Source organism: Geobacter pickeringii (assembly GCF_000817955.1).
Taxonomy (GTDB): domain Bacteria; phylum Desulfobacterota; class Desulfuromonadia; order Geobacterales; family Geobacteraceae; genus Geobacter; species Geobacter pickeringii.
The window spans coordinates 456,429-470,477 of record NZ_CP009788.1 but is presented as its reverse complement, the minus strand read 5'-3'; the positions used below and the strand labels follow the sequence as shown (position 1 = coordinate 470,477).

Below are 14,049 nucleotides of genomic sequence, written 5' to 3'. Positions count from 1 at the left end.
GCTATTTATTTGCCTGCAATCTTTTACTCCCTTGTCCCATCCATTCTTCTAGACCGCGGGGAGGAGCCTCTTTTGGCGTATACAAAAAACGCTTGCAAAACGCCCCTGCCGGCCCCATAGTTTTCAGACCGGGAGCCGCGGTTGCCAGCCATCCCGGGGAAAGGAGAGGCTGCCAATGAAGATCAGAAAGAAGATCCTCGACTTCGAGTACGAGGAGGTTCTCGACGCCCGGACCCGGGAGCTGATCCGGGTCGGCTGCGCCGTGGCGGTGGGGTGCCCCACCTGACTGAAGAAACACTTCGCGGGCGCGAAGGAAGCAGGCGCAACGGACGCCGAACTGAAGGAAGCCCTCGCCTACGGCATCATCGCACCGTCGGGGCGGGCCAAGAATTTCGTGCTGAATCTGGCCGGGGAGCTGGAACTCGGCGACTGACGGGGAGGCGCGGGGAGACGGAATGAGGGGACGAAGGTTTACGGGGAGAGACGCCCGGAGGCGATCCAAGCGCGTCTCCATCCGGCGCAACGTCATGAACCTGTCACTCCCGGTCCTCCTCTCGTCGCTCTTCCAGCGGCTCGTCGCCATCGTCGACATCTTTCTCGTGGGAGGGCTCGGGGCCGCTGCCATCGCCGCCACCGGCCTCGGGCAGCTCCTCGTCTTCGTGACGATGACCGTCTTCTGGGGGCTTGCCACCGGCACCACCGTGGTCATCGCCCACCTCTGGGGCGCGGGGCAGCGGCGGGAGGCCCGCCGGGCGGCCTTCGCGGCCACCCTCGCCTGTGCCGTCATGACGGTGCTCGCCTCGGCCCTCGGCTGGGCTTTCGGCGAGCACCTCGCCGCCTTCCTGGGGGCCCGCCACGAGGTGCTCGCCCTCGCCACCGGTTACATCAAACTCGTCTTTCTCTACCTCGCCTTCACCACCGGGCTCAACATCCTCTCGGCCATCATGCACGGCACCGGCGACACCCGGACGCCGATGACGGCGATCCTTCTCGTGAACGTCCTCCACGTGGCCATCGCCTGGCCCCTCATCTACGGCCGGCTCGGTCTCCCGCGCCTCGGCGTGACCGGCGCCGCCTTCGCCATCAATGCTTCCGAGGCGGTCGGCTTCCTCTACCTCCTCGCCCAGGCGCTGCGGCGGAGGTATCTCCGCGCCGGCAGGCCGGACGGAGAGCTCTTCCGCCGGATCTGGCGGGTCGGGTGGCCCGTGGCCCTGGAGCGGATCGCCCACCAGGGGGGGCAACTCTTCTACTCCAAGTTCATCATCGGGTTCGGCACCGCCGCCTACGCGGCGCACCAGATCGGAGTCTCCATCGAGTCCCTCTCCTTCATGCCGGGGGCCGGCATGGGGATCGCCGCGGCCACCCTCATGGGGCAGGCCCTGGGGGCCCGGAAGATCCGGCGCGCCAGAGTGAGCCACGGGGAAGCCCTGCGGCTCGCCGTCATCGTCATGGGGGGGATGGCGCTCCTCTTCATCGCCTTGCCGGGGCCGCTCATCGGTTTTTTCACCCGCGATCCGGCGGTCATCGAACGGGGGATCGTCTTCCTGCGGCTCGTCGCCTTTGCCCAGGTGCCGCTGGCCCTCTCCTTCGTCTACGCCGGGAGCCTCCGGGGGGCCGGCGACACCTTCTACGTCTTTCTCGTGACCCTCGGCGTCATGTGGGGGGTGCGGGTCTTCCTCTCCTGGATCGCCGCCGACTGGCTCCATCTCACCCTCTACGCCGTCTGGGGAGTCTTCGTCATCGACTGGTACGTCCGTGCCGCTGCCTTCTGGTGGCGGTACCGCCGGCGGGACCTCCACGGGGTAACCATCTAAAAAAGAGAAAGGCGGGGATATCCTCCCCGCCTTTCCCGATCAAAAGAGAGCGGCGCCTCCGCTACTTCTGCACCCACCGGCCGTTCTGCAGCTGCATCCACCACCCCGGCTTCGCCTCTTCGCGCTTGATCTCCGCGTAGGTGGCCGCCGCCTTGGGGAGCACCTGATTGATGGCTGCCTTGCTCTCCTTCTGTTTGTTGAGCTTGAGGATCGCCTTCGCCATGCCGGTGACGACGACCTTGCGGCTGGCATTCTCCGCCTTGACGAGGGCTTCGTCTGCCGGGGGCACCTTCCCCTTGTCCCGCACCTCGATGAGCCCCTGGCTGTTCACCCCCACCACCCCCCCCTCGAACAGGGCGCGCAGCCGCGGCAGCCGGGAGCTCATCTCGTCGTAGGCCTTGAGCACGTCGGGCATGCTGGAGAGCTCCACCGCCAGATCGTCGGCGTAATTGTCGGCGGCGCACGCCTCGGGGACCAGTGAAAGGGACGGGAGCTCATCGAAGAGCCGGCTCTGGGGCTTGGCCCCTTCCCCCTTCGGCTCCTCAGCAGGCTTCGGCTCTGCGGCCGGTTTCTCCTCCCCTCGTTTCAGGAGCATCTCGTCGAGGGACTTGTAGGCCTCCTTCACCGCCTTTTCGGGGAAATAGACGTTGACCGTAATGATGGCACAGGCGGCAAGCAGCCCGCACAGGGCGGCGACGCCCCCCTTCAGAATCCTTCGCGTCATGATCTCCTCCTCGGATACGTATTCACCCAGCACTATACCACATCGGCCGGGCAATGAAAGCATCACCGTCCCCCGGAATCCGCCGGGATTGCCACCGCAGGTCAACCGGACCGGATGCCCGCGCTCACTCCTGCCACTGGAACTCGGTCTGGGGCGGAGCGGCCTCGGCCGGCGGCTCGTCGGCCCGCACCGCCTTCCCCCGGGCCGCCGCCTCCCGAATGGCGCCGAAGAGGTGCTCCAGGGCGATCCGGTTCTGGATCGGCGCCACCGACACGCTCAGGTCCCGCACCCCCAGGAAATTGGTATGGGAGACATCGAGGGTGGTGAAGGTGAGGTACCCCCCCTCCAGGTAGGCGCTCACCTCTCCGGTGTCGTAGGAGCGGTCGTCGCGGAAGAAGAAACCGCGCAGCTTCTTGCCGGCCAGCCGCTGGAGGAACTCCTTGGAAAGGAGCATCTGCTCCTGCCGGGACTCCCGGGCCCAGAGGTCGGTGAACCCGACGAGTCCCGCCACCCCCTGCCCCTCGCCATAGAGGCTCACGACCCCGTCGATGCGCCCCGACGCATACCCCTTAATCTTGGGGAAGGCATCGCAGAGCCGGCGAAGGCTCAGATCGTTCACCAGGATGTCGGCGCCATAGGCGAGCCCTCCCTGCACCGCCACGAACCCCGTGCCGAGGAGTGCCCCCTCGTACAGCGAGGACCGGAGCGACACGACTTCCGTGACCCCCTGGGCGGCCCGCAGATGCAGCACGGTCTCCCCCAGCTCCAGCGACCCGAAACGGACGGAGCCGATGGTGAGCGACTCGCCGCCGGACGGGGCTTTCCGCATTCTCTCCAGGAGGTCGGGATAGTTTTCCTTCGTGAAACTGTGGGCCGTGGGGGTGCGGCGCGGCGCGGCGGGACCGAGGAGGAGGGAAAAGGGGACCGTCCCCCCGATGCCGCTGACGGTGAACCGCTGCGACGCCACGTCGAGGGAGGCGCCGTCGAACGTGACCGCTCCTTCGGCGCGGGCCGAACTCCCCGTGATCGCCACGGTGCCGCGGGCCGCCACCGCGCCGCCGATGGTCGCCTCCTGAATGGCGCGGGGGAGGGCATTGACCAGGGGATCGACGATGCCGCTGACGGTGGTGCGGGGAAGGGAGAAGGAAAGCTCCCCCTCCCGTCGGGGCGACCAGGCATGGTCCACGCTCCCCCGGAGCCGGAGGGCGACCCCTTCGCCCAGCGAAACGGTGGCCTCGCGGATGGTCGCCTTCTCACCGGCGATGGCAGCGGAGAGCGCCACCCCCCCGCCGTTCAGGACGCTCTTACCCCCTGACCCCGCCAGCGCCACGCCCCGGGCGCCGACCTCAAGACGGCAGGTGGCGCCGGTGGCCGGGACGAATGTCCCCTCCGCGGCGACGGTCACGCGCCCCCCGGTGGGGAGGACGGCTGCCGTGCCGGAGAGGAGGGGAGCCAGCGTCGCCAGATCTCCCTCCCGGAGTCCGAGGGTAAAGGCTCCCCCCTCACCGGGATTCCGGGGGTCCAGCGTCAGGCGGCCGCTCAATGCCCCGCCGGCAACGCTCCCCCCCAGGTCCGCCACCGCTGTCCCGCGCCCGAGGCTGAACCGGGCCGACGGCGCCCCGAGGGGAGCGGCACGGAGCGTAACCGCCCGGGCCGACGCGGCGCCGCTTCCCTCAATCCACCGCTCTCCCGGCATGACGTTCACGTATCCGCGGAACGACGCGGCCAGGCCGGCAGCCTCCCCCGCGCCGCTTTTGACCGTCCCCTCCGCCAGATCGAAGACCAGCGGATAGCGCCGTGCCGCGGGGAGCCCCTCGGCATACCCCACCGCCAGCGAAAGGCGCCCCGGCACCACCGTGGTGCCGGCCAGGCGAAACAGCCCATCAGTCAGGGTCACGGTCCGGCCGACAAGATGCCAGCCGAACCGGGCCTCCCCCGGACGGCCATCGAGACGCGCCCCCCCCACCCGGCACTCGCCGGAGGCGTCCAGGCGCCCCCCCGCCCAGGCGAACCGGGTCCGGAGCACCCCCTCATGAAACGCGACTTCCCGCCCCCGCGCCTCTCCCGAAACAGCACGACCCACTCCGGAAATCTCCCCTTCCAGTTCCCGGGCATTGCGCCCCGTCACCCGGAGGGCGAGGATGGCACTCCCTCCCGCGGGGCGGATGCCGAAGGGGGCGAGGTGAGGGGCAAGCGCCGCCAGAGAAGCAGCCGGGACCATCAGCGACAAGGAGAGGGGACGGGGATCGGTGGGGCGATACGAAAGCCCGCCGGTCACCGGAAGGCCGAAAATCCGCGCCGCCAGAGGTGCAGCTTCCCCGCCCCGCAGGGCGAGGCGCTCCGAAAGGGAGAGCGAAAAGGGAAGGTCGAGACGCTCCAGGGGAGAGCTCTCTCCCTGGCGCGGCAGGGAGAGCATCCCCCGCACCCCCCACCCGCCGTCGCGGGGGGCAAGGGCGGCGCTCCCCGTCAGCCCGTGGAAGAAGGGGCGCTTTCCGCGGGAGAAGGCACCGTCGCGAAGCGTGACCCCGCCGGACAGCTCCGACACCCTCCGGGCATCCCCCGCCACGTGAACGCGCCCCCCGCCGAGAACTCCTCCCACCTCGGCATCGCGCCGCATCGCCGCCGGCAATAGGAGGGAGAGGCGCCCCAGGTCGATGTCACCGACGGCGATGTCGGCGGCGAACTGCCGGCCGGTGCGAAGCCGGTTCACCGTAGCCGTCGCCCGCAGCCGGACTGTGTCGGCAAGCTCCACCCGGAGCGATTCCACCACCCCTGTGTCCCGCGCCGGCTCATAGCGCGCCGCCAGCGATACCCGGCCGGTGAAGGGCGAAAGCCGGCCGGCGGACGTCGTGATGAGGAGATCCCGCACCTCGGCATCGCCCGTTCCCTGCAGAAGACCGCCGGTGTACCGCACCGCAAGCCGCACGCTTCCCGTCCCTCCCGCCAGGGAGACTCCCCGGGTCTTCAGCATCGTGCCGTAGGGTGTGAGGGCGACGGCCGGTGCCAGAAGCGTCAGATCGAGATCGGGGGCGGGACCGGGACGGAGACTCCCCGTGAGCCGGAACCGGCTCCCTCCCGCGTCGGCAAAGGCAAGCTCCAGTTGCGAACCGGTGTTCCCCCGCGTCGAGAAATCCCGCAGCCGCAGGTTGATGCCGGTTACGCCGCGTCCCTCCACCGCCACGGCGCCATTGCGCACCGCCAGTTCGCCGATCGTGAGCTCCGCCGCCGGCTTTCGCTCCCCCCCCCGCTTCCGGAGCGCCGCTGCGTTCCACTCACCCGAACGGTTTCGCGCAAGCAGTACCCGCACCCCGTCAACCTCGATGCGCCGGAAATCGCGGCCTCCCCCCAAAAGCGCCAGCCAGCGCGGGGCGATGGTGACGGTGTCGGCCGTTGCCAGGGGGACGGCAGGGAACCCTTCAGGGTTGCCGATCCGCAGACCACGGAGCACCACCCCCCCCGGACGGGGTTCCACGGCGGCGATGGCAACGGGGAGGCGGAGGGAGCGGGTGAGGAGACGGGAAAGCTGCTGCGCGGCCAGCGGGGTCGAGAGATAGAGTGCCAGGGCAGCGCCCCCCGCGACGAGCACAAGGGCGCCCAGGGCCAGCCATCGCACCAGGCGGCGGTACCAACGGGGGGATGATGTCGGTGCGGGCACCGGGGGGTGTGACATCGGTCTGGCTCTCCCTGAAGCGAATCCCTCTGCACAGAGACTCTAACCGGAGGAGGGGAGGTTGGCAAGGGGAGGCGGCGGCAGCGCGGGAGGGCGGAAACGAAAGAAGCCCCGTACGGGACGGGGCTTCTTTCATAATCTGCGCAAAACCATGCTCCGCCGGCAACGGCGGCAGAAGAAACTTACTTCTTCTTGCCGGCGACGGCGTCCTTGAGGGCCTTGCCCGGACGGAACTTGGGAACTTTGGCAGCGGCGATCTTGATCTCTTTGCCGGTCTGGGGGTTACGGCCGGTACGGGACTTGCGGGTGGATACCTCGAAGCTTCCGAACCCAACGAGGGTCACCTTGTCCCCCTTCTTGAGCGCGTCGCTGACGGCACCGATGAACGCGCCAACGGCCTTGTCAGCAGCCGCCTTCGTCAGGTTGGCGGATTTCGCTACGGCATCCACAAGTTCTGCTTTGGTCATGGTCAACCCTCCTTTATTAGGTAATTCTGGCGAATACTATAGACAGAAATTTCCACTTTGCAAGGGATTATTTGCGCGAAACAGATTTTTTTCATCGCCGGAAACCGTTGTGCCATAAGGGTTTATCCTCACCGGGGGGTGGCAAAGCCCCCGCCGGACGGCTATCGAGCCCTCCCCACCATGCGCAACGCCCTGTAATCACTGGGCTCACGGAGCATCGACAGCACCCCCCTCGCCGTCGTAGCTCTTCGGCTCGGTGCCGGCGATGAAGCATTCGGTCGCCGCCCCTTCGCTCCCCTCCCGCGCCAACCTGCCGGTGCGGGCATTGATGGTGGCAAAGGTCACGTTCTGGGGGACGGAAAAGCTCTGGGCCGGCAGCCGCGCCACGGCCCGCTGCATGAATTCGGTCCAGATCGGGGCCGCCGCCTGGCCACCCGACCCCCCGCCCCGAGGGAGCGCTCCTGGTCGTAGCCGACCCAAACCCCGGCCACGAGTTGGGGAATATAGCCGACAAACCAGGCATCCTTCATGTCGTTGGTGGTACCGGTCTTGCCGGCCACGGGGCGGCCAAGGGCCCGGGCCCGCTGGCCGGTACCGCTCTGCACGACGCTCTCCATCAGATTGGTCATGATGAACGAAGTCTCCGGGGAGATGGCGGGTATCGCCGCGGGTCCGCTCCCGGTGGCCGGTGGAGCCGCGTTGGCCCCTGTTTCAGGGGGAGGCGCCACCGATGTCTGGTTCGTGAAGGTCGGGAGCGTCGGCACCGCCGTCTCTTCCAGAACCTTCCCGTCCCCGTCTTCGACCTTCGTGATGAAGTACGGCGTGGTCCGGTACCCCCCCGCGGCGAAGACCGCGTAGGCGGAGGTGAGTTCCAGGGGGGTGACGCTGGATGAGCCGAGGGCGAGGGTCAGGTTGGCCGCCAGCGGCGACGTGATCCCCAGCTTCTTGGCGTACTCGATGGCGTAATCCACCCCGATCTGTTCGAGGATCTTCACGCTCACCACGTTGATGGAGTTGGTGAGGGCCTCGCGCATGGTGACGGGCCCCCGGTAGACGTTGTCGTAGTTCTTCGGCTTCCACGCCTTCTCCCGGCCGCTCTCGTACTCCACCTGGGAATCGTCGATGATGGAGGCGGCGGTGAACCCCTTGTCGAGGGCGGCGGCGTAAATGAGCGGCTTGAAGGCGGAGCCGGGGTTGCGCCGGGCCTGGACCGCCCGGTTAAACTGGCTCTTGCGGAAATCATACCCGCCGACCATCGCCCTCACGGCGCCGCTGCGGGGATCCAGCGCCACCACGGCCGCCTGGGCCTCGGGCTCCTGATCGAGGGCGAACACCGCCCCCTGCTTGTTGGCGTCGGGAGTCTGCACCGACACGAGGATCACCCCCCCGAGCGGCAGCGACTTCCCCTTCCCCTCCGGCTTCCCCCAGGCATTGACGAGCTGCAGCTTGCCGGCCCAGGCCATGTTCTTGCGCGAGAGGGTTCCGGTCCGGTCCCCGACCCGCACGGTCGCGTCCCCCTTCGCCGGATCCACGGCGGTGACGACCCCCTGATACGTGGCCCCCTGCTTGAGGGCGGCCGTATCGACCCCCTCCTCAATCTTGCGGCAGAAATCATCCACCTCTTCCGCGGCGAGATATTTCACCGCCCCCCGGAACCCCTGGCGCTTGTCAACGGCCTTCAGGCCGTTCACCACCGCCTCGTAGGCCCCCTTTTGCATTTCGGCATTCATGGTAGTATAGATTTTCAGCCCTTCTTTGTAGAGCTTGTCCGTCCCGTACTTCTCTTCGAGCTGGACCCGGATCTGCTCCAGGAAGTACGCCGACTGTTCGCTGTTCACCTTCTTCATCGACCTGATGACCAGGGGGGTCGCCTTGGCGAAGTCAGCCTCAGCCTGGGTCACGTATCCCTCCTTGACCATCCGCTCCAGCACATAGGCCTGGCGCTCCCGGGCCCGGTCCAGGTGCTTGATGGGGGAGTAGCTGTTGGGGGCCTTGGGGAGTCCCGCCAGCATCGCCATCTCGGCCAGGTTGAGTTGGTCGACGTTCTTGCCGAAGTAGGTCTCGGCCGCCACCTGGACACCGTAGGAACCGGCCCCCAGGTAGATCTGGTTCAGGTAGATGTAGAGGATCTCGTCCTTGGAGAGTTGCTCCTCCATCCGCTTGGCAAGGACCGCCTCCTTGAACTTGCGGGAGAATTTTTTCTCCGGGGAGAGGAGCATCGACTTCGCCACCTGCTGGGTGATGGTGGATGCCCCCTCCTTCTTTCGCATGGAGAGGAGGTTCTTCACCGCGGCCCGGGCGATGCCGAGATAGTCGAGCCCCTTGTGCTGGTAGAAGTTCGAATCCTCCGCCGCCACGAACGCCTGGATCAGCTTGCGCGGGATCTTTTCCACCGGCACCACGGTCCGGCGTTCCAGGTAGAACTCCCCCACGAGGCTTCCGTCATCGCCGAAGACCTGGGAGACGATGGGGGGTTTGTAGTCGGCGAGGCGGTCGACCCGGGGGAGGGAATGATAGAGGTAGAAGAAGTACCCGGAGAGGGCCAGAAGCCCCGCCAGGCCGAGAACAGCGAGCAAAACAATAATAATTTTTAATGGACTTTTCCCTTGCCGCCGGTTTATGTTCCGGGAGGCGAGGCTCTGATGGTCGCGGTTGAGCGTCATGGACGATCTCCAAAACTGCTGGACTTCACGTAATTAGCACCAAACAAGCAACATTAACGCAGACCAGCGGCACAGTTCAAGTTGTTTATCTCCGGGGAGAGCGGGGGCGCCCGCGGCACCATATTCAAAGAAGGAGGGACGGCACGATGAGAGCGAGCTGGTGGGCAGATCGAGTGAAAATCCTCCGTCGGGGAGCGGGGGCGGTGGCCTTTTCGGCTGTCTTCGCCCTCTCGACCCTGGCTCACGGGGCGGAGATCACGCCGTTCCGGACCGTCAACATGAGCCCCGTCGTCCAGATCTTCGGGCTGCCGGCCATCGGGACCGCCCGGCTGCTGCCGAAGGGAGGGGGGGAGGCGAGCCTCGTCTTCGATGCGGCCAACAACTTCGCCATCGACCAGACTCAGCGCGAACAGGTCGTCCTGGACGGCGAGACCTACCGCCTCGCCCTCGGGCTTCGCTACGGGATCGCCAAGGGGATCGAGGGGGGGATCGAGGTCCCCTTCATCTTCCACAGCGGCGGCGAGCTCGACGGCTTCGTCGAGTGGTTCCACAGCTCCTTCGGCTTCGACACCGGGGGACGGGACCAGGTCCCCGAGGGACGCCTCCTCTACACGTACAGCCGGGACGGAGTGCAGCAGTTCAGGGTCGACCACCCCAATGGCGGCATCGGCGACATCCGCCTGACCACCGGCATCCGGCTCTACGACGACGAGAGCGCCGCGCCGCGGGCCCTGGCCCTCCGTGCCGCCCTCAAGCTCCCCACCGGCAACAGCGGCAAGCTGCGGGGCAGCGGCAGCGTCGACGGCTCCCTCTGGCTCACGGGGAGCGACGACTACCGGCTCGGCGGGTGGGGGCACGCCACCATCTTCGCCGCCGCCGGCGGAATGGTGATGAGCAAGGGGGATGTCCTGAAGGACCAGCAGAAGAGCGTGGCAGCCTTCGGCTCCCTCGGTGCCGGCTGGAGCCCCTTCGACTGGTTCGCCCTGAAGGTGCAGACCAACTGGCACTCGTCCCTCTACCGGGGGAGCACCCTGCGGGAATTGGACTTCGACACCCTGCAGATCATTGGCGGCGGCACCATCGCCTTCCCCACGGGGACTGCCCTCGACCTGGGAGTTTCGGAAGACCTCAACGTCAAGACCTCCCCCGACGTGGTGTTCCACCTGGCCCTGACCCAGCGGTTCTGAGCCGCCCCGTTTCCGCACCGGAGAAAAAAGCGGGCCCCTGCGGCACGCATTGCACGCAGGGGCCCGTTCTCTTTTCCCGATTCCGACAGGGGCGACGTCGTTACATCTTATCCTTTTTCCGCCGTTCCTCACGCAGCGCATCCAGGGCAAGGAGCGCCACCCCGACGCAGATGGCCGAATCGGCCACGTTGAAGGCAGGCCAGTGGGAGCTCTTCCAGTAGACGTCCAGGAAGTCGATCACCTCGCCGAGGCGGAGCCGATCAATGAGATTGCCGATGGCTCCGGAAAAGATCAGGGCGAAGGATGCCGCGGCGAGCCGCTGGTCGTCCCGCAGCTTGCGGAAGGTGACGGCAATGGCCACGACCGCCACCAGCGACACCGCGATGAAGAAGGGGAGGCGGTAGCTGAAGCTGGCCAGAAAGCTGAACGCCGCCCCCTTGTTCCGCAGGTAGGTGATGCTGAAGAGCCCGTCGATCACCGGAATCGACTGGTAGAGTTCCATGGTCCGGTCGATGAGGATCTTGGTGGCCTGGTCGACGATGAGGACGAGGGCCGTGATGGCGAGGAGGATGCGGTAGTTCGGTCTCATCGCCCTTACTTCACCGCCGCCACGCACTTCGGGCAGAGGGTTGGGTGTTCGCTGTCGCTGCCGATCTCCTCCTCATAGTGCCAGCAGCGCTCGCACTTCTCGCCCGGAGCGGCAGCCACCCCGATCTTCAGCCCCTTCACCCCTTCGGCCTCGGTGAACTCGCCGGCAATCTCCTCCACCAGTTCCACCTTTGAGACGATGAAGATGGTGGCCAGCTCCGCGGCATACTCCTTGAGGAACGCCAGGAGCTCCGGCTCCGCCGCCAGCCGCACCGCCGCATCGAGGGAGTGACCGATCACCTTCTGCACCCGCGCCTGCTCCAGGGCCTTGGAGACCTCGCCCCGCACCTTGATGATCTGCTCCCACCGCTCCACGAGGAGGTCGTTCCTCCACTCGGGACGGACCTCCGGGAAGCCGGCCAGGTGCACGCTCGCCTCGGCCCGCTTCGGCATGTACTTCCAGACCTCGTCGGTGGTGAAGGAGAGGACCGGCGCCATGAGCTTCACGAGGGATTCGAGCACGAGATACATCACCGTCTGGGCGCTGCGGCGCTCCAGGGCATCCTTGCGGCTCGTATAGCGCTCCTTGATGATGTCGAGGTAGAAGGCACTCATCTCCACGGTGCAGAAACCGTTCACCGCGTGGTAGAGGACGTGGAACTCGTACTCGTCGTAGGCGGCGAATACCTTCTCCTTCAGGAGTTCCAGCTGGTGCAGCGCCCAACGGTCCAGCTCCGTCATCTGCTCGAAGGGGACCATGTCGGTGGCCGGGTCGAAGTCGTAGAGATTCCCCAGCAGGTAGCGGCAGGTGTTGCGGATCCGGCGGTAGGCCTCGGCCAGGCGGGTCAGGATCTCCTGGGAGATCCGGACGTCGTCCCGGTAGTCCTGGGCCGCCACCCAGAGGCGGAGGATCTCGGCGCCGTACTTCTTGATGACCTCCTCGGGGGCCACCACGTTCCCCACCGACTTGCTCATCTTGCGGCCGGAGCCGTCCACCACGAAGCCGTGGGTGAGGACCTCCTTGTAGGGGGCGGTGCCCCGGGTGCCGACGGAGGCCAGGAGCGAGGAGTGGAACCAGCCGCGGTGCTGATCGCTCCCCTCAAGGTACATGCTGGCCGGGGAGCCGAGCTCGGGGCGGTTTTCCAGGACCGCGGCGTGGGAGACCCCGGAGTCGAACCAGACGTCCAGGATGTCCATCTCCTTCTCGAAGGAGTGCTTTCCGCACTTCGGGCAGACGGTCCCCGGCGGCAGGAGCTCGGCGGCCTCCTTCTCGTACCAGAGGTCGGCGCCACCCTCCATGAAAAGGTCGGCAACAAAGTGCATGATCTTCCCGTCGGCCAGGATCTCGCCGCAATCGGTGCAGTAGAAGGCGGTGATGGGTACCCCCCAGGAGCGCTGGCGGGAGATGCACCAGTCGGGGCGGTTCTCGATCATGCCGTGGATCCGCTCGCGCCCCCACTTCGGCACCCAGGAGACCTGATCGATCTCCGTGAGGGCCTTCTTCCGCAGGTCGTTTTTCTCCATGGAGATGAACCACTGCTCCGTGGCCCGGAAGATGATCGGCTTCTTGCAGCGCCAGCAGTGGGGATAGGAGTGTTCCACACTCCCCTGCCCCACCAGCGCCCCCACCTCCTGGAGCTTCTCGATGACACTGGCGTTGGCGTCGAAGACGAACTGGCCCCCGAAGAATTCCAGGCTCTGGATGTAGCGCCCCCGGTTGTCCACCGGGTTGTAGATGTCGAGCCCTTCCTTGAGGCCCAGCTCGTAGTCCTCCTGGCCGTGGCCGGGCGCCGTGTGGACGCATCCGGTACCGGCGTCGAGGGTCACGTGCTCCCCCAGCAGCACGACGGAATCCCGGTCGTAGAAGGGGTGCTGGCAGCGCTTTTTATAGAGGATGTCGGCCCGGAAGGTGGCGATGACGCTCCCCTGCACGCCGGTGGCGGCCATGAAGGCGTCCTTCAGCCCCTCGGCCACCACGAGGACCTCGCCGCCGGTCTCCAGGGCCACGTAGTCGAGCTCCGGATGGAGGGCGATGGCCAGGTTGGCGGGAATGGTCCAGGGGGTGGTGGTCCAGATGACCAGCGACACCTTCTTCCCGGCCAGAGCCGGCACCGAGGCAGAGATGTCGTCCTTGAGAAGAAATTTCACGTAGATGGAGGGAGAGGTCTTGTCGGCGTACTCCACCTCGGCTTCCGCCAGGGCGGTGACGCAGGAGGAGCACCAGTGAACCGGCTTCTTCCCCTTGTAGAGGCCGCCGTTGTCGGCGAAGCGGGCCAGTTCCCGGGCGGTGATCCCCTCGTAGTCGGGGGTCATGGTGAGGTAGGGGCGGTCCCAGTCGCCGAGGACCCCGAGGCGCTCGAACTCATCCCGCTGGATCTTCACGAACTTCGCGGCGTACTCCCGGCACTGCTTGCGCATCTGGAGTTTGGTGGTTTCGTGCTTCTTGGACCCCAGGTTCTTCTCCACCTGGAGCTCGATGGGGAGGCCGTGGCAGTCCCACCCCGGCACGTAGGGGGCGTCGAAACCTTGCATCCGCTTGCTCTTGAGGATGATGTCCTTGAGGATCTTGTTGAGGGCGTGGCCGATGTGGATATGGCCGTTGGCGTAGGGGGGGCCGTCGTGGAGGAGGTAGCGGGGCTTCCCCTTCCCTGCCGCGACGAGCTTGCCGTAAAGGTCACTCTTCTGCCAGTCGGCGAGGATCTCCGGTTCCCGTTGGGGAAGATTGGCTTTCATGGGGAAATCGGTGACCGGCAGATTGAGGGTATTCTTGTAATCCATGGGTTCCTCCGCGTTCGGATGTACGCCGCTCCGCCATAGGCGGAAAACGTCTAACGCTACTCACAAACCGCCGAAAAGTCAAGCATTGCAGCCGGGAACGGATCAACGGCTGCGGTTAAATGGCCAGACCGTTGACCGGCTCCTGGAGTGACGATAGA

General features: G+C 66.6%; 8 protein-coding genes and 1 pseudogene. 3 read left to right on the top strand and 6 right to left on the bottom strand.

Annotated features, from left to right (window positions below):
• Positions 1-175: 175 nt before the first annotated feature.
• Both GPICK_RS17985 and GPICK_RS02110 read left to right on the top strand, forming a co-directional pair.
• The gene (locus GPICK_RS17985) at positions 176-433 is read left to right on the top strand and encodes a GSU3128 family (seleno)protein (RefSeq protein WP_269078670.1); all 258 of its coding nucleotides are present in this window, start codon (positions 176-178) and stop codon (positions 431-433) included.
• Positions 434-455: 22 nt separating this feature from the next.
• On the top strand, positions 456-1,814 hold the full coding sequence (locus tag GPICK_RS02110) for an MATE family efflux transporter (protein ID WP_039740108.1): 1,359 nt from the start codon (positions 456-458) through the stop codon (positions 1,812-1,814).
• A 61-nt stretch (positions 1,815-1,875) separates the two neighbouring features.
• Here GPICK_RS02110 and GPICK_RS02105 read toward each other — a convergent pair whose 3' ends face one another.
• From GPICK_RS02105 to GPICK_RS02090, 4 genes and pseudogenes are all read right to left on the bottom strand, one after another.
• Complete coding sequence (locus GPICK_RS02105) at positions 1,876-2,538, bottom strand: DUF1318 domain-containing protein (RefSeq protein ID WP_039740106.1); 663 nt, start codon at positions 2,536-2,538, stop codon at positions 1,876-1,878.
• Positions 2,539-2,662: 124 nt separating this feature from the next.
• Positions 2,663-6,151, bottom strand: coding sequence for a DUF748 domain-containing protein (locus GPICK_RS02100; protein ID WP_236685619.1), 3,489 nt, complete (start codon positions 6,149-6,151; stop codon positions 2,663-2,665).
• 239 nt (positions 6,152-6,390) lie between these two features.
• A complete protein-coding gene (locus GPICK_RS02095; protein WP_039740102.1) occupies positions 6,391-6,675 on the bottom strand; it encodes an HU family DNA-binding protein in 285 nt (94 codons plus the stop codon).
• Positions 6,676-6,882: 207 nt separating this feature from the next.
• Positions 6,883-9,338: pseudogene (locus GPICK_RS02090) on the bottom strand (penicillin-binding protein 1A).
• Positions 9,339-9,511: 173 nt separating this feature from the next.
• On the opposite strand from GPICK_RS02090, the gene GPICK_RS02085 reads away from it, so the two are divergent.
• Positions 9,512-10,525: a DUF3187 family protein gene (locus GPICK_RS02085; RefSeq protein WP_039740101.1), complete on the top strand. Its 1,014-nt coding sequence runs from the start codon at positions 9,512-9,514 to the stop codon at positions 10,523-10,525.
• 100 nt (positions 10,526-10,625) lie between these two features.
• Here the strand turns inward: GPICK_RS02085 and lspA are convergent, their stop codons facing one another.
• Positions 10,626-11,114: a signal peptidase II gene (gene lspA / locus GPICK_RS02080; protein WP_039740099.1), complete on the bottom strand. Its 489-nt coding sequence runs from the start codon at positions 11,112-11,114 to the stop codon at positions 10,626-10,628.
• A 5-nt stretch (positions 11,115-11,119) separates the two neighbouring features.
• Positions 11,120-13,891 (bottom strand): isoleucine--tRNA ligase, encoded by a 2,772-nt coding sequence (ileS, locus tag GPICK_RS02075; RefSeq protein ID WP_039740097.1) that lies wholly within the window; start codon positions 13,889-13,891, stop codon positions 11,120-11,122.
• Positions 13,892-14,049: the final 158 nt, after the last annotated feature.

What these genes read in the sequence shown, in the direction of transcription:
- lspA (WP_039740099.1), bottom strand. Translation starts at nt 11,114, where the DNA reads ATGAGACCGAACTACCGCATCCTCCTCGCCATCACGGCCCTCGTCCTC.
- ileS (WP_039740097.1), bottom strand. Translation starts at nt 13,891, where the DNA reads ATGGATTACAAGAATACCCTCAATCTGCCGGTCACCGATTTCCCCATG.
- GPICK_RS02095 (WP_039740102.1), bottom strand. Translation starts at nt 6,675, where the DNA reads ATGACCAAAGCAGAACTTGTGGATGCCGTAGCGAAATCCGCCAACCTG.
- GPICK_RS02105 (WP_039740106.1), bottom strand. Translation starts at nt 2,538, where the DNA reads ATGACGCGAAGGATTCTGAAGGGGGGCGTCGCCGCCCTGTGCGGGCTG.
- GPICK_RS02110 (WP_039740108.1), top strand. Translation starts at nt 456, where the DNA reads ATGAGGGGACGAAGGTTTACGGGGAGAGACGCCCGGAGGCGATCCAAG.